The organism is Mesorhizobium sp. B2-1-3A, assembly GCF_006442655.1.
Classification (GTDB): Bacteria; Pseudomonadota; Alphaproteobacteria; order Rhizobiales; family Rhizobiaceae; genus Mesorhizobium.
On sequence record NZ_VFWK01000002.1, the window covers coordinates 490,392 to 512,664 of the forward strand.

Sequence of the window (22,273 nt, forward strand, 5' to 3'; positions counted from 1 at the left end):
ACATGATCCTGGATCACTTCGCCTGGTCTTCGCCTTCGCTGGACAAGGCGATCGCCGATGTGGAGGAATGGAGCGGCATACGCGCCGCGCCCGGCGGCTCGCACCCCGGAATGGGCACACGCAATGCTCTCCTGTCCCTGCGGGACGGCCTGTATCTTGCCATCGATGCGCCCGATCCAGGACAGCAACTCGTGGCCAACAATGGCGCGAGAATGGCTGCTCAGCCCGGCTACAACATGGATCTGTTCGCGGTCGCCACCGACGACATCCACGCAGCGCAAAGTATCCTCGAGCGGTTCGGCCTCGCGGCGGAGCTTCGGACGGGCAGCCGCAAAACCTTGCACGGCGAAATCCTGAAATGGCGTCACCTTGCCGTCGAGCCATCCCGTTTCGGCAATGCGCTGCCCCACATCTCGCAATGGGAGACCGCCAACCATCCGTCGCTCGAGGCGCCGATCGGCTGCACCCTGGAACGTTTCCAAGTCGCCCATCCCTTGGCGGAATCCGTTCGCGAACTCTATGCCGCGCTCGATCTGACGATCGATGTGGTGCGGGCGGAGCGTCCGTCGCTGCGTGTTTCCTTGCGTGGACGGCACGGCGTGTTCGATCTGCCGTCATATTCCGCCTGACACGCCAGGCTCGCTCGCCCTGTCGGGAAGCGCAGGATGGCCTGCGCATAGGCCGCGAGCGACGCCATATCGCCGGATTGCGTCGTCGCGTATATCGCGGATCATGGCGAGGTCGCGATTCGTCGGATCGCCGCCGCATGAATGGTGTATGCCGGCTTATCCCGGCATTTCGAAAGAATGGACAATGATTCCCTCCGAAGTTATCCGTGATCTATCGGTGGTGGCGGAGATCGCGAACAATGCCGGCAAGACGCCGGAAGGTTTGAGCGTTTCCTGGATCAACGATTTGATCGATCGCTACGGGATGACCTATCCGCGCGCCATCACCGAGCGCGACCGGGACAGGCTGCATGAGATCGCCAAGGAATTCCGCGTCATCTTCTCGATGCCGCAGGACGAGCTTGCCAACTTCTCCAACGCCGTGCTCGAGAAGACACGATTTTCGCCCCGCATCATGAACCATGGTGGATTTGGGTGGCACATCCACTACTACGACGACGATTTCTCCTTCGATGAGCGCATCCGCTCCAACACCGCCATGTCGATCATGTCGCTGATCATCCATGGCGAAGCTGGACGGCTGAAGACCTGCAAGGCCGAGACCTGCGGCAACGTCTTTGTCGATACGACACGCAATGCCTCGAAGGTCTATTGCGACGTCAAGACCTGCGGCAACCGCGCCCATGTCGCCAATTTTCGAGCCAAGGCACAAAATTCGACGCCCTTCTAGCTCCTTGAAAACGGAGGCGGCGCCGGTCGTCAAAGCGCAGCGCGTGGTTTTCGAAATCTTGTCATCACGCGCGCGTTCCCTGTGGCGCATACGCACCAGGGAACCTCGCCAAGGTTCAGTCGAGCCGAAAGCCTAATGCGTCGAATCCGAGATGGCGGCCGGTACTGAGCGGAACCTTTAGGACGGGCCTCACTCCAGACCTGCATCGGCAACCCTGCAACGTACGAATGCGTCTCCGCTCGCCTACGCCTTTTTCAGGAACTCTGTCCGCAGAACGAGGTTCTTGACCTTCTCGGCCCGACACTCGACCTCGTCCTCGTTGCCCGTGAGATGGATGTTCTTGATCAGCGTTCCGCGTTTCAGTGTGACCGACGTTCCCTTGACCTTGAGATCCTTGATGAGCGTGACGGAATCTCCTTCGCTCAGCGGAGTGCCGTTGCTGTCCTTGACGTTCATGATTTCGCTTCCTGCCTTTGTGCATTCAATCCGTTGAGGAGATCGGCGAGTTCCTCGGCGTCGTGCTGGTTCATTCCAACGATGGTTCGGCTGCCCATCTCGGCGGGCCGTCCGGTCCAAGCATCGTTGACGGTCCAGGTGCCGGTCGGCTCCTGAAAAGGTTCGTAGCGTTGAGTCATGCGGATAGGATAATTGCCGAGCCCCGCCGTGCCAAGGGCCGATTAATATTTTTTCGCTTTGTATTGATGTTTAATACGTCAATGATAACATGATGAGTGTCACTTCTCATATTCAGACGCTGATGCCCCAATGATCACTGCTTCCCAGCTTCGTGCTGCCCGCGCCCTTCTCAACATCGACCAGAAAACCCTGGCGGAAATGGCGAGCGTCTCGCTGCCGACGATCCAGCGAATGGAAGCCAGCCAGGGCAATGTGCGAGGTGTTGTCGATAGCTTGATGAAGGTGATCAACGCGCTCAACCGCGCCGGCGTCGAGCTTCTCAGCGAACATGTGCGTAGCGACGATGGCGGCCGTGGTGTCAGGTTCCGCCATCCGGACACGCTGCCGGGCAAGCCAAACTAGACCCTGCAGAGCACAGCGTCGAGGCCACGCATTCACCCCCTTTCTCTTCCCTTCTCCAGAAACACTCAATGAGCCTTTCCCGGCACATCAGCTTGCGGTCCTGCTTTTGCGCATGGAAAGACAAGGTTCGCTCATGATCCTGTATCTGCGTCGGTTGACCGGAAAGGAACGAAGCGAAAGAACCGATCGGCATCTCGCCCGTTTCCTGACGTTCATCGCGGGAGCCGCCAACGCTGGCGGCTTCCTGGCGGTTCAGCAGTACACGTCCCACATGTCCGGCATCGTTTCGTCGATGGCGGACCATCTGGCGCTCGGCGATGTCGGACTGGCGCTTTCCGGCTTGGGCGCCTTGCTGTCGTTTGTGACAGGCGCGGCCTGTTCGGCAATCCTGGTCAACTGGGGAAGGCGGCAGGGCCTACAGGGCGAGTACGCATTCCCGCTTGTCCTGGAAGCGATCCTGCTGATCTGTTTCGGGCTGCTCGGCGGCCATCTTGCACGTCATGAAGCGCTGTTTGTACCAATGACGGTGATGCTGCTCTGTTTCATCATGGGGTTGCAGAACGCCATCATCACCAAGCTATCGGAAGCCAGAATCCGGACGACGCATGTCACGGGCCTGGTGACGGACATGGGCATCGAACTCGGCAAGCTGCTCTACTGGAACATCTCAGGCAATGACTCGGACAGACTGTTCGTGAAGGCAGACCGGAGAAAGCTGAGACTGCTTGCGTCGCTCGTGGCATTGTTCTTCATCGGCGGCGTCATCGGCGCTGTGGGTTTCAAACATATCGGCTTTGCGGCGACATTGTTTCTCGCCGCCATTCTCCTTGTGCTGGCTTCCATGCCGGTCCTTGAAGATGTGTCCATCCGCATGAAGCGGCTCTGGCAGTAGCTCGACAGGGCTTCGCCGCAATTCCATGGGGAGAGCGCTACGCGCCTCCCCGGGAAACCGTTCACACTTTTCCTGGAGTTGCTCTAGGCAGATCGTCGCGGCACATGCCAAGGCCTGAACGCCAGGAGACCAAGCTCCTGTTCGATCTCCTCGGCTCCCACTGACGGCGGCATCATCAGCACCGGCTGGACGAGATCCCGCACCTTGCCTGCCATGACGAGTGCGTTGCGATCCTGAGCGCCGCGGATATCGAGCAGTCTCACATCCGCCCAGATATTGGCGAGCTTTGCAGCAACGCGATCCGGCATGATGTCGAGGTCATGACAGGCATGAACGTTGCCGATCAGAATACCGGAAGAATTCTTGAGACGCGTCTGCGCCAAGCCGAAGAAAGTCTCGGCGCACAAGTGATCCGGGATGCGCCGCCCGGAATATGCGTCCAGAACGATAGCGTCGTAGCGGTGACGGCCGGCGCGCAAAAAATCCCGCCCGTCGGAGATGCAGCAGTGAACTCCAGGAGGTAACCCAAAGTATTTCCGGGCGATCTGGAAAGCCTTTGGATTGATATCGACGACCGTAACCCGCACACCAACCCTGTCCAGCATCGTGCCCAGGCTGCCACCGCCGCAACCGATCATCAGGACATCGGACACCCGCGCCTGCGCGAGGAGACCAAAGATGGCGTGTATATAGGGCACGACGCTGACGCCATTCGGATCGCACTCGCTTTGATAGCAGCCACCTTGGCGATAGATGAACGAACCGGAGTCCTTGGCCCGCAGAACCTCGATGTTGCCGAAATCGGTATGATATTTCGCAACCCGGATCATGACCTTGTCATCACAGCCAATTCCTAAATCCGCCGCTCGGCTGGTTTTCCGCTGGTTGGCCCCTTCATGCGGAGCCTAGAGGTTCACCCGTAGGCTCAGCGCCTCCCAACTCATGTCTCCCGGTTTTCTACAACCTCAAGACAGATGCGTCACGCATCATTATTTGAATACGCTGCATTTTAATATATGCTGCAGCGGTTAGAGATAATACGTCAAAGCTGATCGAAAAGGGGGATGCGACCGTGATAACTGCTCCACAGTTGCGTGCCGCGAGGGCGCTCCTCGGCATCGACCAGCGCAGGCTTGCCGAATTGTCCGGCCTTTCGGTGCCGACAATTCAACGTATGGAAGCCAGCGAGTCGATTATCCGGGGCAATGTGGATTCCCTGATGAAGCTGATCGGCGCGCTTGACCTCGCCGGCGTCGAGTTGATTTCTGAAGGCGCCTCCAGCCAAATCGGCGGGCGCGGCGTGCGGCTGAAGGCAGATTTTGATCCCGCCAGAATTCTGGGCGGGGTCGATACGGACGCCAAGGTCTTTGTGAGGAGTGTGGCGTGATTTCGGGGGCCGCGGTCCTCCTGTGGAGCGTTGCCGCGCTCCTGGGAACCGCGGTGCTTGCGATTGCGTCAAGCCGCGCATCGGGCTCGGGAACCCGCTTGGTCTACAGCCTGACGCTAGGCATATCGGCGGCCGTGCTCCTGGTTCTCGCGAGCCGTATCGCCGATGATCCCGTAACCCCGTCGACTGCCGCGCTGCCGCTTGGGCTGCCATGGATTGGCGCTCATTTCCGTCTGGACGCGCTCTCGACCTTTTTCCTCGTCGTCGTCAATTTCGGCGGCGCCATGGCCAGTCTTTACGGCCTCGGCTACGGCAGGCATGAGTCCGCGCCGCATCGGGTGCTGCCGTTCTTCCCCGCCTTCCTCGCCGGGATGAATATGGTCGTGCTGGCGGACGACGCCTTCACCTTCCTGCTTTCCTGGGAATTCATGTCGCTCGCTTCCTGGGCGCTCGTGATGGCGCACCATCGCGAGCAGGACAATGCGAGAGCGGGCTACATATATCTCGTAATGGCGAGCTTCGGCACGCTCGCGCTGCTGCTCGCGTTCGGCCTGCTGGCCGGGCCGAGCGGAAACTACACGTTCGAAGCGATGCGTGCGGCTACATCCACCCCGCTCGTCGCCGCTTTGGTCCTGGCCCTGATGCTGCTGGGCGCCGGCTCCAAGGCTGGCCTGGTGCCGCTGCACGTATGGCTGCCACTGGCTCACCCGGCCGCGCCAAGCCACGTCTCGGCTCTGATGAGCGGCGTCATGACCAAGGTCGCCATCTACGGCTTCATACGCGTCATTTTCGACCTGCTGGGCGAGCCGGCATGGTGGTCGGGCGTCGTGGTGCTTTTCCTGGGCGGCCTGACGGCCGTCCTCGGCATTCTTTACGCCTTGATGGAAAAGGACCTGAAGCGGCTTCTTGCCTATAGCACCATCGAAAACGTCGGCGTCATCTTCGTCAGCCTTGGCCTTGCCCTGGCCTTCAAGGCGAACGCCATGCCGTCGGCCGCGGCGCTGGCGCTCACCGCCGCGCTGTTTCACGTCCTCAACCATTCCTTTTTCAAGAGCCTGCTGTTTTTCGGCGCGGGCGCCGTGCTGACGGCAACCGGAGAGCGGGACATGGAGAAACTGGGCGGTCTTATCCACCGTATGCCGTTGACCAGTTTTGCCTTTCTGGTCGGCTGCGTGGCGATCTCGGCGCTTCCGCCGTTCAACGGCTTCGTTTCCGAATGGCTGGCCTTCCAGGCCATATTGCAAAGTCCCGATCTCCCACAGTGGGGACTGAAAGTCATGGTGCCCGCCGTTGGCGGTTTACTGGCGCTGTCGGCGGCCTTGGCCGCTGCCTGCTTCGTGAAGACGTTCGGGATTACATTCCTCGGCCGGCCACGCTCGGCCGCGGTGGAACCGGCGCACGAGGTCGACCGCTATTCGCTAGCGGCAATGTTCACCCTGGCGGCTCTTTGTCTCCTGGCCGGCATTGTGCCGGGGCTTGTCATAGACGGCCTCTCATCGGTGACACTTCCGCTGCTTGGCAGCCGGATGCCTGTGCAGATGGCTGAGCCATGGCTGTCGATCGTGCCGATCGCGGCGAGCCGCAGTTCCTACAACGGCCTGCTGGTGTTCCTGTTCATCGCGGTCTCCGCATCGTTCGCGGCATTCGTCATTCACCGCTTCGCCTCGCATGCGCTCCGCCGCGGCCCGGCCTGGGGTTGCGGCTTCCCTGACGTAACGCCTGCCGCGCAGTACACATCGGCAAGCTTTGCACAGCCCATTCGACGCGTCTTCGGCACGTTCGCATTCCGCGCGCGGGAAAAAGTCGAAGTGCCGGCGCCTGGCGAAACCGGCCCGGCTCGTTTGACCGTCGAAATCCACGATGTGATCTGGGAAACGTTCTACCTGCCCATCGGCAGGGCCATCGACTTTGCGACCGACCACCTGAACCATCTGCAGTTCCTGACGATCAGGCGCTACCTGACCCTTGTATTTCTCTTTCTCATCGTCCTGCTTCTGGTGCTCGCACTATGGCCCTGATCCTTGAGTTGGCCGTTCAGGGCGCACAGATGATGCTGGTACTTTTGCTGGCGCCGCTCCTGATCGGGTTCGTGCGCAAGGTGAAGGCACGACTCTTGCGCCGCCAGGGTCCATCGCTGATCCAGCCCTACCGCGATCTCCTGCGGCTGATGCGAAAGGAAGTCGTTCTGGCAGACAACGCATCCTGGCTGTTTCGCGTGACCCCCTATCTGATCTTTGCCGCCACCTGGGTCGCGGCCGCGCTTGTCCCGACATTCGCAACCGGGCTCACTTTCAGTTGGACCGCGGATCTCATAGCTATCGTCGCGCTGCTGGGAAGCGCCCGCTTCTTCCTGGCGCTGGCAGGGATGGATGTCGGCACCAGCTTCGGCGGCATAGGCTCGAGCCGCGAGGTGATGATCGCTTCGCTGGCCGAGCCCGCCATGCTGCTCATCGTGTTCAGCCTGGCGCTGGTCGCCGGAGCGACACAGTTGTCCACGGTCGCCGCTTTCATGGGCTCGCCGCAGGTCGGCCTGCGGGTATCGCTCGGAATGTCGCTCATCGCTCTCGTGATGGTGGCGGTCGCCGAAAACGCCCGCATACCAGTGGACAATCCATCGACCCACCTGGAGCTCACCATGGTCCACGAGGCGATGGTCCTGGAGTATTCCGGCCGTCATCTGGCGATGATCGAGTTCGCGGCCTTCCTCAAACTCCTGCTCTATGTATCGCTGATCTCCTGCGTCTTCCTCCCCTGGGGGCTGGCTGGTGTCGGGGCCGGGCCGAAATCACTTGCCCTGGGTGCCGTGACCTATCTTGGCAAACTTGCCTTGTGCGGCATTCTCCTCGCCGTGTTTGAGACCGCGATCGCCAAGATGCGCGTTTTCCGCGTCCCGGATTTTCTGGGCGCGGCACTCATGCTGGCGTTGCTCGGCACGCTCTTGCTGTTCGTCTCGCGGAGCCTCTGATGAACGGCCTCACCTTCGACATCGCCCATCTGCTCGCCGGCGGCCTGGTGCTGGTCAGCTTCATGATGCTGTACCAGGATCGCCTCTTCGCCCTGATCAACGTTTTTGCACTTCATGCGATCGTGCTCGCCCTGTCCGTGGCCTGGCAGGCCTACATCCAGGACGCCCATCACCTCTATGTCACGGCGGCGATCGCCCTCATCTTCAAGGCGATCATCATTCCTGTCGGCCTGCACCGCATCATCCAGCGGCTCGGCATCCATCGCGACATCGAGACCGCCGTCGGGATCGGTCCAACCATGCTTGCCGGGATAGGCCTGGTGACCCTTTCCATGGTGCTGATGCTGCGGGTCACTCCCGAGGCCGACCCCCTAGCCCGCGAGGATCTTGCCTTCGCGCTGTCCATCATACTGCTTGGGCTCCTGGTGATGGTCACCCGCCGGAACGCGGTCAGCCAGGTTGTCGGATTCATGTCGCTCGAGAATGGCCTGGTGCTGGCCGCCACGGGCGCCAAGGGCATGCCGCTGGTTGTCGAGATCAGTGTCGCCTTCTCGATTCTGATCGCCTTCATCGTCATCGGCGTCTTCCTGTTCCGCATACGCGAGAGATTCGACTCGGTCGATGTCGGCGCGCTCGACGACTACAGGGGGGAACACCGTTGACCGCGTTTTCCCTCGATGCAGTGGCCGCCGTCTTGCTGATACCGGTCGGCGCGGCCGCGCTCCTGGCGACCCTGCCGAACTATCGGATAACGGCTGGCCTCAATGTCGCCGCGAGCCTGCTGACCTTGATCGCTGCGGTGTCGCTTCTCTTCACGGATCGGCCGCAGCCCGGTCAGTATCTGCTCGTCGACGATCTCAATATCGTTTTCATCGTCCTCAACACGTTCGTCGGCTTCACGACCAGTGTGTTCAGCGCCTCATACATCGCGCACGAACTGGATACGGGACGCCTGACGGCGACGAATCTGCGATTTTATCACGCAATGTACCAGATCATGATGTTCGGCATGAATCTGGCGTTCGTGTCGAACAATATCGGCTTGATGTGGGTGGCGGTGGAACTTGCCACGCTGACCACCGTGCTCATGGTCGGCATCTACCGCACGCACGAGGCGCTGGAGGCGGCCTGGAAGTATTTCATACTCGGCAGCGTCGGCATCGCACTTGCCCTCTTCGGCACCATCCTCGTCTACATGGCCGCGCAGCCGATTGTCGGCGAAGGCACGAACGCCATGGTCTGGACGGTGCTTATCGAGCACGCGGCGCGCTTCGACCCGGCGTTGCTGAACGTCGCCTTCGTCTTCCTGCTGCTCGGCTATGGGACGAAGGTTGGCCTTGCGCCTTTGCATGCCTGGCTGCCCGACGCGCACGCGGAAGGCCCGACGCCGATTTCAGCGGTGTTGTCGGGGCTGCTCCTCAACGTCGCGCTCTATGCGGTGCTGCGCTTCAAGCTGCTGCTCGCGGCCAGCCCGGACGCGATCGCGCCTGGGCCATTGATGATCACGATGGGGCTCACCTCCCTCATCTTCGCGGCCTTCATGCTCTACCGCCGCCGCGACATCAAACGTCTGTTCGCGTACTCCTCGATCGAGCACATGGGCATCATCGTGTTCGCTTTCGGCATGGGTGGCCCGCTCGCCAATTTTGCCGGGCTGCTGCACATGGTCATGCACAGCCTGACCAAGTCGGCGATCTTTTTCACGGTCGGCCACATCGCCCAGATCAAGGGAACACAGAACATTGCCGAGATCCGGGGGCTGACGGAAACGCATCCGGGGCTTGGCTGGGCGCTCGTCATCGGCGTCGTTGCCATTGCCGGCCTGCCTCCGCTGGGCATCTTCATGAGCGAATTCCTGGTCGTGAGTTCGACATTTGCAAGGCACCCCCTTTTGGCGATTCCTCTGGTATTCGGGATTCTGCTCGCTTTCGGCGCCCTGCTGCTTCGGTTGACCGGCGTCGCTTTCGGCGAACCGCGAGGCAGCACCGCGCCCGCCGAGGCGTCCTACGTTCCGATGTATTCCCACCTGGCGCTTGTGTTTGCCGCCGGCATCTATCTGCCACCACCGCTGGTCATATGGTTCCAGCATGTCGCCAACCTTCTGGGATGAAGCGGACGGGAGAAAGCACATGCCCGCACTGACCGAGCTCATCCTTGCCGGCAAGGGCGTCGACAACCATCTCCCGTGGTCGCGCGCGGTGGTGACTTCGAAAGAATGGAGCTTTGCCGCCGAGCAACTGGCCGAAGGGCACTGGAGCCTGCTCGGTCTTTGGGGCGAGCCAGGCACCGTCCACATGGCACTGCTCGACGAGGCCGTCGGGGACATCGGCGTTGTCAGCCTGCCGTGTCCGGATGGCCGCTACCCGTCGGTCGGCCTGCTGCATCCGCCAGCACTGCGCCTTGAACGTGCGGCCGCGGACCTGTTCGGTCTCTTGCCGGAAGGCGCGCCAGATACGCGACGGTGGCTTGATCATGGCCACTGGGGCATCAGCTTCCCGTTGAATGCCCGCGCCCGGACCTCCGTTGCGGCGGCGCCCCTTTACCAATTCCTGCCTGCCGAGGGGGAAAGCCTGCATCAGATCCCGGTCGGGCCCGTGCATGCCGGCATCATCGAGCCAGGGCATTTTCGATTTACAGCGAGCGGCGAAACGGTCGTCAGGCTGGAGGAACGCCTGGGGTACACGCACAAGGGCATGGAAGGCTTGATGGCGGGGTCCGATATCGACCATGCCGCCAAGCTGGCGGGCAGGATCTCTGGCGACAGTACCCTGGCATACGCCCTTGCTTTTTCCCGTGCGGTGGAAGCGGCCCTGGGTATCGAGGTTCCTGCGCGCGCGGTCTGGCTGCGAGCGCTCATGGCCGAGCTGGAGCGTCTGGCCAACCATCTGGGCGACATCGGCGCCATCTGCAACGACGCCGCCTTCGCACTCATGCATGCTCACTGCGGCGTCCTGCGCGAGCGCGTATTGCGGGCAAGCGACGCCGCCTTCGGCCACCGTTTGATGCGCGACCGCGTCGTGCCCGGAGGAGTGGCGGCCTACCTGAACGACGAGGGGACAACAGCGATCTGGTCCCTGATCGCGGAGATCAGACAGCGGTTTCCGGCGCTTGTGGAACTCTACGACAACACCGCGTCGCTGCAGGATCGGACAGTCGCAACTGGGCGGCTGAAGGTGGAACTCGCTCGACAATATTGTGCCGGAGGGTATGTCGGCCGGGCCTCCGGTCGGGACTTCGATGCGCGACGCAGTCTGGCTTATCCTCCCTATGACGCGCTCAACTTCAATGTCCCTCTCCTCCAGGAAGGCGACGTGAACGCCCGTGTCTGGATTCGCATTCACGAGGTCGAACAGAGCTTGTCCCTGGTCGAGCAAATCCTGAGACAGTTGCCGGGCGGACCGATCCGTGTCGACTTTGCACGGACAGGCGGACCGCATGAAGGCATGGCGCTCGTCGAGGGTTTCCGGGGCGACATTCTGGCCTGGCTGCGCATTGGTGAAAGCGGCCTGGTCGAGCGCTGTCACCTGCGTGATCCGTCATGGTTTCAATGGCCGCTGCTGGAAGCGGCCATCGAAGGCAACATCGTTGCCGACTTCCCGCTATGCAACAAATCGTTCAACTGCTCGTATTCAGGACACGACCTCTAAGGGTTCAAGGCAAGCCATCATGCGCAAGCTCCTCTTCGAAAGCCTGATACGCCCGCCGCTGACCGAGCGTCCGCCGCGAGTAAGCGACGCGGCGGTTGACGAACTCGCACGCGCCCTCAATGGGGTTGCTCATAGAAGATTGGGGCGAAGCCTGTCGATCCGGGCAGTCGATGCCGGTTCCTGCAACGGTTGCGAACTCGAGATGCACGCGCTCAACAACGCTTTCTACGATATCGAGCGTTTTGGAATCCGGTTCGTCGCATCGCCGCGCCATGCCGATGTCCTGCTTGTCACCGGGCCGGTGACCAAAAACATGAGCGAGGCATTGAAGCGGACCTACGACGCAACTCCCAACCCCAAATGGGTGGTCGCGCTCGGCGATTGCGCCCTGAACGGCGGCTGTTTCGCCAGCAGCTACGCCGTGATGGGCGGAGTGTCGGAGGCGTTGCCTGTCGATCTGCACATTCCAGGCTGCCCGCCACCGCCCCTCGAAATTCTGAAAGGCCTGCTCGCCTTGCTTGAGGGCGTGAATTCAAGGGCCGCTGTTGCCCGAAGTTGACGATCGATGTGGCGGGCTTTTCCGCCACCAGGCAGCAAAAGCCTCCAGGCTGAAATGGCATCCCGGCTGCCCCGGTTTCGATGTGAAAGCGGAGCGTTGAACGATCGCGGCGTGAAGCTGAAGCAAGGCGGCCTGTCTAAAATGGCGCACCGGAGAGGATGAAACTGGGAACTCCTATGTGATTGTTTGTTCAAGCAATTTATAAAAAACACACGTGCTGACTGTCGATCGTGAGCGGGTTGAGCCACCAGTCCGTGCCTTCGGTCTGTTATGCCGAAGGGGTGCAGAGATGTGATGGCCCGAAATCTATGATATGCTTCCGTGGCAATTCAACGTCGGGAGCACTGCATGGTCGGAGTACCGCTTGGATTCAACCTCGGTGATTTGATCCTTCGTACAGCAAACGAGCTGCGGGAAGCGCAGGCGAAGGCCAACAAGGACGATCCTGTTCTGCAGTTCATGGGGTGCGAGATTGAACTCGCGGTGACAGCCACGGCCGAGGCCGGAGGTGGTATCAAGTTCTGGCTGGTCGACGCGTCCGCGAAGGGATCGCGGGAAAAAGTCAGCACCGTGAAAATCAGCTTCGGGCCAGTGCCGGGAAAAAAGGCGCTGCAGTATCTCCAGGAAACGGGCGGTGCCGCTCCCAAGAACCCAAAGCGTAAGACTAGCTCCTGATGGCCGAGAGCGAGGATGCACGCAGGCTGCGCGCCTTGTGGAACCGCGAAGCCCTCAGTCAGTACGAGGGCAAGTGGATCGCCTTCCGCAAAGGTGAGGTTGAGGCTAGTGAAGCGTCCAATGAGGTGTTGCTTTCTCGCTATCTGGACGAGATCAAAGAGCACCGCGGTCCTCTGTTCGCCTATGTGTATTTCGGGGTGATGCAATGACCCATCGCATCGATTTTACCGACCGCTATGACTACGGCACAAAGCAGAACAATTACGACAATAGGCCGATGGCCGAAGTCACGCTGGTGGGGCCGACGGGATCTGTCCGTCTGTGGGCTGTGGTCGATTCCGGGGCGGATTATAGTCAGGTCAGCGCGGCGGACGCGAACGCCACGGGCATCAACGTTGCGGGCGCTCCCTCGGCCAGTGTTCTGGGCGCCACCGGCTCCGTTTCTCTGCCGCAAGTGCCCAACGTCCAGATCGATGTCGAAGGCATACCGACAACGGCTGATGTGATTGTTGGCGGTACGCAGCCGCTTCTCGGGCGACAAAGTTTCCTCGCCGCAATCAAGTTCGGGATGGACGATACCGGCTGGTTGTATGAGTAGGAACATAATCTATATGGTTAAGCTTCTGTTCCTGCCATATTTTTCAAGGCTGGAACGCAGCGTCGAGAGATTGCGGCATTGTTTATGTCACACATCTTCAGGCAGATTCTCCAGCTCCAGCCTGTCACCTATGTACTGCCGCGCTCTGTATCCGGCCCCGCGATTCCGAGTGGCTTGGCCGAGAAGGATCATCCTGGACGGGATGTAGAAAAATGGCGCACCCGACAGGATTCGAACCTGTGACCTCTGCCTTCGGAGGGCAGCTAGGAAGCGGTTGCAACCGGGTAGGAGACTGCTTGCATCCCGGAAATAACTCATTCGCTACAACCGGTTGACGGAGAGAGAGGTATCCCGACCCCTACACCTCGTCAAGGTCGGAAGGTCCGAATTTTGTGACAGATGTGACTTAGTTGTGACCGGCCCGACAATCCACAAGGGATGGCATGGGGGCAACCGACTTTGCGTGACTATTGATACCCGTGCGAAAAAATCTGTCGTTTTCAGCGGGAGGGCGGGGCTCGCTTGTCGTCTTCCAGCCCACTGGTTAAGGGTACTCCGTGGGCTGGCTTCTCCGGCCAAATGGGGGAATACGTGCAGATGACGCCACAGGCCTTCATTGCAAAATGGCAGAATTCTCAACTGAAAGAGAGGGCCGCAGCGCAAGAGCATTTTCTCGACCTTTGCCGCATGCTCGATGAGCCGACACCCGCAGAGGCTGACCCTACCGGCAAAGACTACGGATTTGAGGTTGGCGCGTCCAAATCAACGGGGGGAAACGGGTTTGCGGACGTTTTCAAACGTGGCTACTTCGGGTGGGAATACAAGGGAACCAGAGCGAACCTTGATACAGCATATGCACAGCTTCAGCGCTATGCTGTAGCTCTTGATAACCCGCCCTTGCTGATTGTTTCTGACATCGGAACAACCATTCGAATCCATACGAACTGGACCAACTCGGTCTCTAAATCGTACGAAATTTTCATCACCGATCTCAATGACCCCGAAAAGCGGGGAGTGTTGAAATCGGCACTATCCGACCCTGAGGCATTGCGTCCGCAAAAGACCAGGCAGGAGCTGACCGAGCAAGTTGCTGGCGAATTTGCAAATCTTGCTCGGTCTCTAAGGGATCGCGGCCATATTCCCGAAAAGGTCGCACACTTCATCAATCGAATGGTTTTCTGCATGTTTGCGGAAGACGTGAAACTCCTCCCAGACATGATGTTCACCCGAATGCTGGACCGCGCAATGGAGGACCCGAGCGAGTTTGAGAGCTTCGCTCGTGACCTCTTTGTCGCAATGAAATCCGGTGGTCGCGTTGGATTCGAGAAAGTCGCATGGTTTAACGGTGGCTTATTTGATGATGATCTTGTGTTCGCGCTCACCAAGGATGAAATCAAACTTGTGCATCGTGCTGCATCTCAGTACTGGGGCGACGTGGATCCATCGATCCTTGGTACGCTGTTTGAACGCGGTTTAGATCCAGACAAGCGTAGTCAGCTCGGGGCTCATTACACCGATCGTGACAAGATCATGATGATTATCAACCCGGTTATAGTGAAACCACTATTGATCGAATGGGAGATGATCAAACAGCAGATTGAATCCTTGTATAGGAATGCACAGGACGAAAGAGCTCGCGTCCCAGAGCGTCAAAGCGATGCAAAGAAGGTCTATCAGCAGGCTCGCAGAAAAGAGGAAACTTCAAGGAGGAAAGCCGTCGAGTTATTCGAACGGTTCCTAGTTCGACTGCGTGACTACCGCGTCCTTGATCCGGCCTGCGGGTCTGGAAACTTTCTTTATCTGGCTTTGAAAGCCCTCAAAGATATTGAACACAGAGCTTCGCTCGAAATGGAGGCGTTGTCAGCCTCCTTTGATTTCCCCCACCTCATACCACCGCCCGCTACCGGGCCGGAGAATGTTCTCGGAATAGAAATCAATCCGTATGCTGCCGAGTTAGCCCGCGTGTCGGTCTGGATCGGCGAGATACAGTGGATGCTAAAAAACGGCTTTGCGGCTAGCCAGAATCCTGTCCTTAAGCCTTTGGATAATATTGAATGCCGCGATGCTGTGCTGACCGATACAGAGAAGGTGGCTTCATGGCCGCCGGCGACGGTAGTTGTGGGAAACCCTCCCTTTCTCGGCAACAAGAAGATGAATCGAGTTCTCGGACAGAAGTACGTTGCTGCGCTTCGTAGATCATATTCAAACCGTGTGTCCTCTGGTACCGACCTGGTCATGTACTGGTTCCGCCGCGCGGGTGAACTGGTAGAAAACGGTCAACTGCAGGGTGCTGGATTGGTTGGTACCCAGGCAATCCGGCGCGGGGCCAATCGAAAGGTCTTAGACAAGATCACCTCCACGGGACGGATATTCGATGCCTGGTCCGACGAGAGATGGACGGTGGACGGTGCTGCGGTTCGAGTTTCCCTTGTTTGCTTCGATCGTTCGAGCACCGGTCCGGCATCCCTTGACGGCAAGCAGGTGAATCGAATCTCTTCCGACCTGGTCGCCACAGATGAAATAGACGATCCGCGCGCGCTTGCCGTTAACCGGAGAATTTGCTTTCAGGGAACTATTAGCGGTGGCCCGTTTGAGATCCCTGGAGACCTTGCCCGCGCATGGATCGCGTCACCAATCAATCCGAATGGCCGGCCAAATGCAGACGTGTTGCGACCATGGCGCAACGCAGATGACATAACCAGTCGATCTTCGGATACCTGGATTATCGTGTTTCCTGACAGCATCACGGAACAGGAAGCTTCTCTGTACGAAAGGCCCTTCGAGCACTTGAAGGAAGCGTGGCGCGCAGAGAACGCTAGGCGTGAGCGTGAGGATGAGAAACCCCTGCGTGATGGCGAGCCGAGATCGCAGGCGAGATGGTGGCTGTTACAGCGATCCCGGCCGAAGCTGTCGGCAGCACTAACGGGACGCAAGAGATACATTGCCACCTCACGGGTAGGAAAACACAGAGCCTTCGTATGGCTAGACAGCGTTATCGTTCCGGATACGCGGCTAGTTGTGGTGGCGAAGGATTGCGATGTCACATTCGGAATCCTGCAATCTCGCATCCATACTTTGTGGTCTTTGCGCTACGGAGCCCGGCATGGCGTGGGGAACGATCCGGAGTACGTCCACACTAGGACGTTCGAAACCTTCCCATTCCCAGGAGCCCTTACCCCTAATGTGCCGACGGAAAGCTATTCTGCCGACGCGGGGGCGATCGCGATCGCAGAAGCGGCGCGCCGGCTCGACGAGCTACGACAAAACTGGCTGAATCCTCCCGACCTTGTTCGACGAGAACCCGAGGTTATAGCCGGCTTCCCAGATCGGATTGTTCCCGTCAGCGAAGAGGCTGCAAAGAGGCTGAAAGGGCGCACAATGACCAATCTATACAATGAGCGTCCAGCTTGGCTGCAGCATGCTCATAAGACGCTAGATGATGCCGTGGCCGCTATCTATGGCTGGCAACCCGATCAATCTGACGACGAAATCCTAGCGAGACTTTTTGCCCTCAACCAAGGGCGTGCCAGTCAGACTTAGAAATGGCGGAAATTAGAAATGCAAATGGCGAGTCGTAAAATCTTATACCACTTGGTGTTTTGCCTCAGTTTTCCATGCACCGGAACAATTGCGGCTGAGCATTGCGAAGGGCAGGCGCCTCAGCATCATAACCTTGGAGCGGAGAATTTCTTAACTACCAGCCGGGTCTACAAAGGCAATGGCGTTGAAATCTACGAAACCTGCGTTGAGAATCTTGGCGAGCGCGACCTCTGGGTGAACTGGCTTATTCCTGGCCCGACGACGTGGGTGCTCCCTGGCACCGCCATTCCGCAACCCCGGCCCTTCGTGGAACGCGATAGCATCGACGCTTATGGCTGCCTTGAGTACGGCAATGTTGGCGCTACCCTCAGAGAAAGGTACATTGGCCACGCGGCAGACGGAGACGCATTGAAAAAGGAAGCGTCTAGCGGTTGTTCCGCTGCTTTGTCAGCGTCTTCTCATGTTGCGGAGCAAGCGGCACCCCAACAAGTAGATGCTGCAATTCGGTTGTTTGTTCCCTCTGACAAACACAACCCCTCGAATACGATGCTAGAATTCACTGCATTGGCCACGGCCAGTTCGTACGGTGGCACTCAACCATACAAACTTGGGATATCCTACTCACTCAGCCCTGTAGCAGGACGTAGCGCCGGCAACCCCGAAAATATGACAATTCGACTATCTCCGGGCTACCTAACGGGTTGGTTGATGGACAAAACACAGACCACAGACATCTTCAAAGGTGTCACCCTTGGTTACAAAAACGAAATCGATCTTCAGCTTCTCCTCGGCGAAAAGCCCCAACTACGATCTGCAAGATATGAGATCCTAGATCAGAACAATGAGCTAGTGGGCGCATTCATGGCGCCGGCCTGGGGACCTCCATGAAGATTGATTGGGTGAATGCGTTAACGACAGTAGGTCCTGGCGGAGCTGTAGCGTATGTCTCTAAGTGGACTGACCTGCTGTCCGACATTGGGCTGGCACACCCGCAGTGGAGAGCTCAGGCGGACAATTTAGGTATCGTGGTTGCGGTGATTCTACTTCTGATCACCGCCCTGGTGCTGACCCTGCATGGAACACGCTATCTAGCCCGTTTTGCCGTGACGTTGGTCGGCATATTCGTGGTCGCTCTGGTGCTCGGTTTTGTGCTTCGGCAATGCGCTCATGTCGCACCCACCCAAGCTGTCGCCGATATGTACAAGTCATTTTGGTATTGGGCCTATGTGGTCGTGGTCGCATGCTTCGCTCCGGCTGCTGGCACGCTCGCCACCGCGATTCGTTACGCAGTCGCCAGAACGCAATAATCACGCGGTTCAAGCCGTAGATAGAGCCTCACACCCGGTTCCAAAGTGTTCGGTAGGCGAGCCGAAGCTCGACCTCGACGGCTTTGTATTCGGCAGTCTCATGGAACCAGAGAGACAAGGCCTCATCCTTTAGGGCCGCCTGGAGAATCAGGTTATTCAAGCGGACGTTCGTCTCTTGACCGCCCTTGTAGCAGTTCTTAGGGGAGATGTTCCCGTATCCCATGTTATAGCGACGTGAAAGATTGTTGGTCTCACCGATGTATCTAATCTCGTCGCCCACCGTCAGCGCATAGACGCCGGGATTAGTATAAGTAGTGGGGATTTTGAACTTACAGAACGGACCAGCGCCGTACCTGTTCAACGGGTAGGTGTGGCGCTTCTCATACCTGTTTTGAGGTAATAGCGTCAGAACGTCTCCGTCTGACGATCGCATCGCCTCGATGTTGCAAACATGCACGAACGTGTAGCCACCAATTACCATTTCCTGACCCAGTGGCTCGACTACGCCAACCTGAGAGCTATCCAGTAGTCGGGTTCCGCTTCAGTTCCGCCAAATGCAGGTCACTTGTGGAGCAGCCAAAAGAGAACAACCAGCCCCGTGATGATTATCAATGATAGTTTTCCGCCCCCGCCATTGGTCGTGGTTGAGATTGAGCGATAGCCAGGGGCTTCCATCCGTACACCAGATGCGTTCTTATCGATAAGAAGTTCTAGCTCGTGCTTGCCGACCTTTACGACCTGGGCCAGCCGGGAAGTCTGTCCTCCGTGCTGCCCCTTGATATGCTCTACAAGGACCGGCATTTGAACGCGAGTCGCCTCAACGACCATTGCACGTTCCATTGACCTGACGTGGTTGAGCAGTTCTTGCTTCACACCGACATCGCCAGCCGCTAGCCAATTAAATCTGCGCTCTATCTGCTCGGGTATTCGATACTGCGTTACGACCTCGTCTATGTGTCGCCGCGCAAGCTCGATAACCTGTTCAAGGTCCGCGTCGAGTCCAACTCGCATGACACGTTTTGAGCTTGGACCGAAGTGATGCCAGAGGCCTTCAGTAAGCTTGTACTTTTCTGACAGCGGCATCCGTGGGGGCAGTAAGTTGAACAGTCTCTCAGCGACGGTCCCGCTCATCTTGGTCTGCCCAGTTCGCCACTTGTGCATAGTATCTGAGGCATACTCTCGCGCCTGAGATCCGTATCGGCGTCCGTACTCAGCCAAAATGATAGCCAGCTCTGAACTCGGAAGTGAAAAGAAATATCGCTTTACGTCCTCGTCAGTCCCGCCCAACTCGTGGCTTAAGCGTCTCGCATCTTCAATATGCTGAAGCGCTCTTTCGCGCCCATAGTCCCGACCATAGGTACGCTTTGCGTAACGGCGATCGTATCTCGGCATCATTGACCCATCAGGCTACGCGCAATGCGGCTCAGCCAAGACTTTGGGGTGCCGACTCCATAAAGAAGCTGCAACTCGTACTGTTCACCCTTTATCTGTCGGGATAGCGACATCTGGCTGCCTTGCGCAGCAAGGTTTGATCCTCGCTCGGTCACTACGCGAAGGACAGCCCGTACCTGCCCCATCATTTCCGCGACTGTCGAATCTGAGAGACCTGCCCTAGTGCCATCTTTATGCAGGGCAGCCAACTTGCCCTCAATGTCCACATTGTCAGATAGCTCCAGAGTTGCTCTGTACACGTCAGCGACCACCCAAGGCGATCGCTATCACGATCAAAGCGACTATCCCCGCGATGACATAGTAAGGGGTCCAATCTCGCTCTCCTGTCTGAGAACGTGAAAGCTTCCCGGCCGTGGCAGCGTCGGTGTTGCCCATAATCACTTCGGTACGACCAAACTGGCTGTTCTGGACGTGTGTGAGCGTTACTGAGTTGCCATCCTGCGCGACCTGTTTCGTCGTCTCTCCTAAGGTGCCAAGCGTACTGCGAAGGACCGAGACTTCGATGCCCAATTCCTGCGCTCGCTTGCTGACGTCCAGCGCGCCCTTGGCATAGTCGGTTAGTAGCGCCCTACGCTGGTCTTCTGGCATCCACGAAAGATCGATCTGAGTACTCTGACCTAGCGGAATAGTGGTTGGAACTTGCCCCAACGGTTCCGTATTCGTCGTAAGGCTCTTCGATTCTTTCTTGTCTGCCATCACACACCCCTACCCTTCGAGAATTGCAGCCTATAGAACCCCACGTTCGGTCCGTCTCAATTCTTCTTACCCGCTCGACGGTACTCCGCAGGATTCTCGAATGAGCCGGCCCATAGGCCGACGCCCATAGTTCGTGCCGCGTCTTCAAGCGGTACGTACTCTAGAGAATATTTTCTGTACGCTATAGCCCACCCCCTACGAACCATTTCAGCGCTGACGTCAGTCTGCGCGACAGTACACTTCGCTATGGTTCGCCCATACCTATCCATGTCTAGTTTGACACATACCACCGTCTTGTCAGCAAGAATCTCGTCAAGTGCAAACGCGGCCTTCTGTCCGCAACGGTAGGACGTTCCATTTGCATCGCACTTTTGCGAAGCCTCAGGCGCGTCGATACCATTCAAGCGGATACGAATGCCGTGAATTTCCAGCGTATCGCCATCAACTACGGAAGCCTGACCTGTGATAGAATCTTCCGTTGCGACGCTCTGCGGACCACCGCCCGGCAGGGCCACACTGCCAGGTGAGACTACGCCGGCAGGTGCGGCTACGCTGGCACTCTCTTGTGCAGTCGGATGCCTGTGCAAGACCATCAGGGCAACCGCGAGCGCCAGGGGCGCGCAGAACGCCATTACCGCAACACGGTTCATCGAAAGTGTATTCTGGGCACTCGACCCCGCAGTGCCAAGGATGTCATTGAGGTTGCTCGTCGTCGAGAGCCGATATCTTTTTCAACGTGTAGCGCTGATACTCTTCACCTGTCGCTTCGTTCAATTCAGTGCGAACGCCGATGATAGCAACATGCATCATGTTAACACGTTTCTGATCAACTTCTTTTAGGCACTCTTCCGCAATTCGACCTTCATAACTCTCTTTCTCATTTTCTAATAGAAACGTTCTGCTCTTTAGACTGACGCCCACAAGCCGCCCCTCAAAGGTGATGTCCGCGTCATCCTTTTGCACTACCGAATCGAGCCATTGGTAGACAGCTTCAGCCTCATTAGCTCGCATGCTTGCTTCAAGGATGGATGGGGTACCTGGAACGCCAGCCGAGAAATTCAAATCTGATCCGGTCTTCGCGACAGCCTTAACAAACATCTTGTAATGCAAAAGTGCCCTTTTGTGCACATTCTCCAAAGCTGCGCGCAGCACGCTTTCGTCTCGTATCGCTATCAGCGAAACCATTAGTTCCACGGCGCGTTGTCCGCCCGTATCGCCAAACATGCTCGTCTCACGAGTTTCGACACGTATGCCAAAGGACGAAGGGAACGGTGCGACCGCGTCAAGCTTCGTCCATTGCGCAAGAGCCGATCCAATCGGCCCTCTCATACCACCTGAAGGCGGCTGTCCCAGCGCGTCAACTAACCTCTGTGTCGTGGCAAGCAGTGCGCCCAGAGCAGCCAACGGAACATTTACCGCACTCTCCGCCTGCTTCAGAACAATATCAGCCACAACTCTATGACTCCGCTCGGCAGCGACGTGAACCGGAGTCCGCATTCTTTTTAAATAGTCTATTACAACCGGAGAAATCTCCCACATAGGCGCAGATTCCGAGGCGATAGCCAAAACGCGGCCCGCATCCAAATCCTCAAATTCATACGAGTCATTACTCAGCGTCGCATAATTCGATGCAGAATCAATTTTCTGAATTGGTCTAATTATGCTTGTGAGAAATGTATGCCTTTCCGGCATGATGTCATTTCGTATTTCGTCAGATCGTGTCGTTTCGATCCGATTAAAAAATCCATCCTTGAAGTACACAATATCAATATGTCCAGATTCTGCTTTTCGAAAAGCGTCATAAAGGTCCAAGTGACCCTGTTTCAACTGACGCAAGCGCCTAGTGCTAAGACGGACATAAATCCACTGATCACTTTGCTCGTCTTCGAAAGCATGCACCGCCAGAAAATGCGAACCGGTAGCATCCTTGCAAGTGAACAGTTGCGGGCTGTCGTACTCGATAAACACCTTATCAAGTTTTAGCGGTCCAAGCGGAGAGCTGGGAGGCGGCAACATCAGGGAACCACAGCGAAGTAGGTGTGTCTAGGCAAACCCTTTCTTGGCCACCATGACCAATGGTCGTCCTGAGCTTTCTCTGAGGTATCCATTATCACACCAATTAGAGGGGTTATGACACCAGAGGAAACCTTGCGATCTT

23 protein-coding genes, 1 tRNA gene and 1 pseudogene are annotated in these 22,273 nt (G+C 57.9%); 17 read left to right on the forward strand and 8 right to left on the reverse strand.

The genetic code is table 11. The features are described 5' to 3' along the window. The first annotated feature begins 2 nt into the window (after positions 1–2). Positions 3–629 (forward strand): VOC family protein, encoded by a 627-nt coding sequence (locus tag FJ977_RS08890; protein ID WP_140770534.1) that lies wholly within the window; start codon positions 3–5, stop codon positions 627–629. Between the two features lie 184 nt (positions 630–813). After that, positions 814–1,359: a CGNR zinc finger domain-containing protein gene (locus tag FJ977_RS08895; protein ID WP_181179716.1), complete on the forward strand. Its 546-nt coding sequence runs from the start codon at positions 814–816 to the stop codon at positions 1,357–1,359. 243 nt (positions 1,360–1,602) lie between these two features. On the opposite strand, the gene FJ977_RS08900 is transcribed toward FJ977_RS08895, so the two are convergent. Then, positions 1,603–1,815, reverse strand: a complete 213-nt coding sequence (locus tag FJ977_RS08900) for an alkylphosphonate utilization protein (protein WP_140770538.1) — start codon at positions 1,813–1,815, stop codon at positions 1,603–1,605. A 309-nt stretch (positions 1,816–2,124) separates the two neighbouring features. On the opposite strand from FJ977_RS08900, the gene FJ977_RS08905 reads away from it, so the two are divergent. Together FJ977_RS08905 and FJ977_RS08910 are read left to right on the forward strand one after the other, a co-directional pair. Beyond that, on the forward strand, positions 2,125–2,397 hold the full coding sequence (locus FJ977_RS08905) for a helix-turn-helix transcriptional regulator (protein ID WP_095773162.1): 273 nt from the start codon (positions 2,125–2,127) through the stop codon (positions 2,395–2,397). Between the two features lie 112 nt (positions 2,398–2,509). Then, positions 2,510–3,353 (forward strand): annotated as a pseudogene (locus FJ977_RS08910) (YoaK family protein); the annotation flags it as partial. Positions 3,354–3,372: 19 nt separating this feature from the next. Here FJ977_RS08910 and FJ977_RS08915 read toward each other — a convergent pair. Next, a complete protein-coding gene (locus FJ977_RS08915) occupies positions 3,373–4,119 on the reverse strand; it encodes a fused MFS/spermidine synthase (RefSeq protein ID WP_140770540.1) in 747 nt (248 codons plus the stop codon). Positions 4,120–4,361: 242 nt separating this feature from the next. On the opposite strand from FJ977_RS08915, the gene FJ977_RS08920 reads away from it, so the two are divergent. From FJ977_RS08920 to FJ977_RS08965, 10 genes are all read left to right on the forward strand, one after another. Then, entirely contained in the window at positions 4,362–4,676 is a 315-nt protein-coding gene (locus FJ977_RS08920) for a helix-turn-helix transcriptional regulator (protein ID WP_140770541.1), read from the forward strand. Beyond that, positions 4,676–6,694 carry a hydrogenase 4 subunit B gene (hyfB, locus tag FJ977_RS08925; RefSeq protein WP_140771367.1) on the forward strand — a complete coding sequence of 673 codons (2,019 nt, stop codon included), beginning with the start codon at positions 4,676–4,678 and terminating at the stop codon, positions 6,692–6,694. The genes FJ977_RS08920 and hyfB overlap by 1 nt, the downstream gene beginning before the upstream one ends. Then, positions 6,685–7,641, forward strand: a complete 957-nt coding sequence (locus FJ977_RS08930; protein WP_140770543.1) for an NADH-quinone oxidoreductase subunit H — start codon at positions 6,685–6,687, stop codon at positions 7,639–7,641. Before hyfB ends, FJ977_RS08930 begins: the two co-directional genes overlap by 10 nt. Continuing rightward, complete coding sequence (locus tag FJ977_RS08935) at positions 7,641–8,303, forward strand: hydrogenase-4 component E (protein WP_140770545.1); 663 nt, start codon at positions 7,641–7,643, stop codon at positions 8,301–8,303. Before FJ977_RS08930 ends, FJ977_RS08935 begins: the two co-directional genes overlap by 1 nt. Continuing rightward, positions 8,300–9,751, forward strand: coding sequence for a hydrogenase 4 subunit F (locus tag FJ977_RS08940; RefSeq protein ID WP_140770547.1), 1,452 nt, complete (start codon positions 8,300–8,302; stop codon positions 9,749–9,751). Before FJ977_RS08935 ends, FJ977_RS08940 begins: the two co-directional genes overlap by 4 nt. Positions 9,752–9,770: 19 nt before the next feature. Then, positions 9,771–11,288: a nickel-dependent hydrogenase large subunit gene (locus FJ977_RS08945; RefSeq protein ID WP_140770549.1), complete on the forward strand. Its 1,518-nt coding sequence runs from the start codon at positions 9,771–9,773 to the stop codon at positions 11,286–11,288. A 19-nt stretch (positions 11,289–11,307) separates the two neighbouring features. Further along, positions 11,308–11,847: an NADH-quinone oxidoreductase subunit B family protein gene (locus FJ977_RS08950; protein ID WP_140771369.1), complete on the forward strand. Its 540-nt coding sequence runs from the start codon at positions 11,308–11,310 to the stop codon at positions 11,845–11,847. A 348-nt stretch (positions 11,848–12,195) separates the two neighbouring features. Further along, positions 12,196–12,522 (forward strand): trypco2 family protein, encoded by a 327-nt coding sequence (locus FJ977_RS08955; RefSeq protein ID WP_140770551.1) that lies wholly within the window; start codon positions 12,196–12,198, stop codon positions 12,520–12,522. Continuing rightward, positions 12,522–12,731, forward strand: a complete 210-nt coding sequence (locus FJ977_RS08960) for a hypothetical protein (RefSeq protein ID WP_140770553.1) — start codon at positions 12,522–12,524, stop codon at positions 12,729–12,731. The genes FJ977_RS08955 and FJ977_RS08960 overlap by 1 nt, the downstream gene beginning before the upstream one ends. Next, the gene (locus tag FJ977_RS08965) at positions 12,728–13,120 is read left to right on the forward strand and encodes an aspartyl protease family protein (protein WP_140770555.1); all 393 of its coding nucleotides are present in this window, start codon (positions 12,728–12,730) and stop codon (positions 13,118–13,120) included. Before FJ977_RS08960 ends, FJ977_RS08965 begins: the two co-directional genes overlap by 4 nt. A 213-nt stretch (positions 13,121–13,333) precedes the next feature. Here the strand turns inward: FJ977_RS08965 and FJ977_RS08970 are convergent. Continuing rightward, positions 13,334–13,416: transfer RNA gene (locus tag FJ977_RS08970), tRNA-Ser, on the reverse strand. Between the two features lie 301 nt (positions 13,417–13,717). Here FJ977_RS08970 and FJ977_RS08975 point away from each other — a divergent pair. From FJ977_RS08975 to FJ977_RS08985, 3 genes are read left to right on the forward strand one after another with little or no spacing between them, the layout of a single operon-like run. Next, positions 13,718–16,660: a DNA methyltransferase gene (locus FJ977_RS08975; RefSeq protein ID WP_140770556.1), complete on the forward strand. Its 2,943-nt coding sequence runs from the start codon at positions 13,718–13,720 to the stop codon at positions 16,658–16,660. A gap of 18 nt (positions 16,661–16,678) precedes the next feature. Beyond that, entirely contained in the window at positions 16,679–17,548 is an 870-nt protein-coding gene (locus FJ977_RS08980) for a hypothetical protein (protein ID WP_140770558.1), read from the forward strand. Continuing rightward, positions 17,545–17,967, forward strand: coding sequence for a hypothetical protein (locus FJ977_RS08985; RefSeq protein WP_140770560.1), 423 nt, complete (start codon positions 17,545–17,547; stop codon positions 17,965–17,967). Before FJ977_RS08980 ends, FJ977_RS08985 begins: the two co-directional genes overlap by 4 nt. A 28-nt stretch (positions 17,968–17,995) precedes the next feature. On the opposite strand, the gene FJ977_RS08990 is transcribed toward FJ977_RS08985, so the two are convergent. The 5 genes from FJ977_RS08990 to FJ977_RS09010 form a co-directional block, all read right to left on the reverse strand. Further along, complete coding sequence (locus tag FJ977_RS08990; protein WP_140770562.1) at positions 17,996–18,448, reverse strand: hypothetical protein; 453 nt, start codon at positions 18,446–18,448, stop codon at positions 17,996–17,998. Positions 18,449–18,528: 80 nt separating this feature from the next. Further along, positions 18,529–19,098 (reverse strand): hypothetical protein, encoded by a 570-nt coding sequence (locus tag FJ977_RS08995; protein WP_140770564.1) that lies wholly within the window; start codon positions 19,096–19,098, stop codon positions 18,529–18,531. Between the two features lie 561 nt (positions 19,099–19,659). Next, entirely contained in the window at positions 19,660–20,115 is a 456-nt protein-coding gene (locus FJ977_RS09000; RefSeq protein WP_140770566.1) for a hypothetical protein, read from the reverse strand. Between the two features lie 56 nt (positions 20,116–20,171). Continuing rightward, complete coding sequence (locus FJ977_RS09005) at positions 20,172–20,765, reverse strand: thermonuclease family protein (protein WP_281406810.1); 594 nt, start codon at positions 20,763–20,765, stop codon at positions 20,172–20,174. Between the two features lie 43 nt (positions 20,766–20,808). Continuing rightward, positions 20,809–22,131, reverse strand: coding sequence for a DUF6575 domain-containing protein (locus tag FJ977_RS09010; RefSeq protein WP_140770568.1), 1,323 nt, complete (start codon positions 22,129–22,131; stop codon positions 20,809–20,811). Positions 22,132–22,273: the final 142 nt, after the last annotated feature.

What these genes read in the sequence shown, in the direction of transcription:
- FJ977_RS08915 (WP_140770540.1), bottom strand. Translation starts at nt 4,119, where the DNA reads ATGATCCGGGTTGCGAAATATCATACCGATTTCGGCAACATCGAGGTT.
- FJ977_RS08995 (WP_140770564.1), bottom strand. Translation starts at nt 19,098, where the DNA reads ATGAGCGGGACCGTCGCTGAGAGACTGTTCAACTTACTGCCCCCACGG.
- FJ977_RS08955 (WP_140770551.1), top strand. Translation starts at nt 12,196, where the DNA reads ATGGTCGGAGTACCGCTTGGATTCAACCTCGGTGATTTGATCCTTCGT.
- FJ977_RS09005 (WP_281406810.1), bottom strand. Translation starts at nt 20,765, where the DNA reads ATGAACCGTGTTGCGGTAATGGCGTTCTGCGCGCCCCTGGCGCTCGCG.
- FJ977_RS08965 (WP_140770555.1), top strand. Translation starts at nt 12,728, where the DNA reads ATGACCCATCGCATCGATTTTACCGACCGCTATGACTACGGCACAAAG.
- FJ977_RS08945 (WP_140770549.1), top strand. Translation starts at nt 9,771, where the DNA reads ATGCCCGCACTGACCGAGCTCATCCTTGCCGGCAAGGGCGTCGACAAC.
- FJ977_RS08890 (WP_140770534.1), top strand. Translation starts at nt 3, where the DNA reads ATGATCCTGGATCACTTCGCCTGGTCTTCGCCTTCGCTGGACAAGGCG.
- FJ977_RS08985 (WP_140770560.1), top strand. Translation starts at nt 17,545, where the DNA reads ATGAAGATTGATTGGGTGAATGCGTTAACGACAGTAGGTCCTGGCGGA.
- FJ977_RS09010 (WP_140770568.1), bottom strand. Translation starts at nt 22,131, where the DNA reads ATGTTGCCGCCTCCCAGCTCTCCGCTTGGACCGCTAAAACTTGATAAG.
- FJ977_RS08895 (WP_181179716.1), top strand. Translation starts at nt 814, where the DNA reads ATGATTCCCTCCGAAGTTATCCGTGATCTATCGGTGGTGGCGGAGATC.
- FJ977_RS08990 (WP_140770562.1), bottom strand. Translation starts at nt 18,448, where the DNA reads ATGGTAATTGGTGGCTACACGTTCGTGCATGTTTGCAACATCGAGGCG.
- FJ977_RS08980 (WP_140770558.1), top strand. Translation starts at nt 16,679, where the DNA reads ATGCAAATGGCGAGTCGTAAAATCTTATACCACTTGGTGTTTTGCCTC.
- FJ977_RS08960 (WP_140770553.1), top strand. Translation starts at nt 12,522, where the DNA reads ATGGCCGAGAGCGAGGATGCACGCAGGCTGCGCGCCTTGTGGAACCGC.
- FJ977_RS08935 (WP_140770545.1), top strand. Translation starts at nt 7,641, where the DNA reads ATGAACGGCCTCACCTTCGACATCGCCCATCTGCTCGCCGGCGGCCTG.
- FJ977_RS08950 (WP_140771369.1), top strand. Translation starts at nt 11,308, where the DNA reads ATGCGCAAGCTCCTCTTCGAAAGCCTGATACGCCCGCCGCTGACCGAG.
- FJ977_RS09000 (WP_140770566.1), bottom strand. Translation starts at nt 20,115, where the DNA reads ATGGCAGACAAGAAAGAATCGAAGAGCCTTACGACGAATACGGAACCG.
- FJ977_RS08905 (WP_095773162.1), top strand. Translation starts at nt 2,125, where the DNA reads ATGATCACTGCTTCCCAGCTTCGTGCTGCCCGCGCCCTTCTCAACATC.
- FJ977_RS08900 (WP_140770538.1), bottom strand. Translation starts at nt 1,815, where the DNA reads ATGAACGTCAAGGACAGCAACGGCACTCCGCTGAGCGAAGGAGATTCC.
- FJ977_RS08975 (WP_140770556.1), top strand. Translation starts at nt 13,718, where the DNA reads ATGACGCCACAGGCCTTCATTGCAAAATGGCAGAATTCTCAACTGAAA.
- FJ977_RS08930 (WP_140770543.1), top strand. Translation starts at nt 6,685, where the DNA reads ATGGCCCTGATCCTTGAGTTGGCCGTTCAGGGCGCACAGATGATGCTG.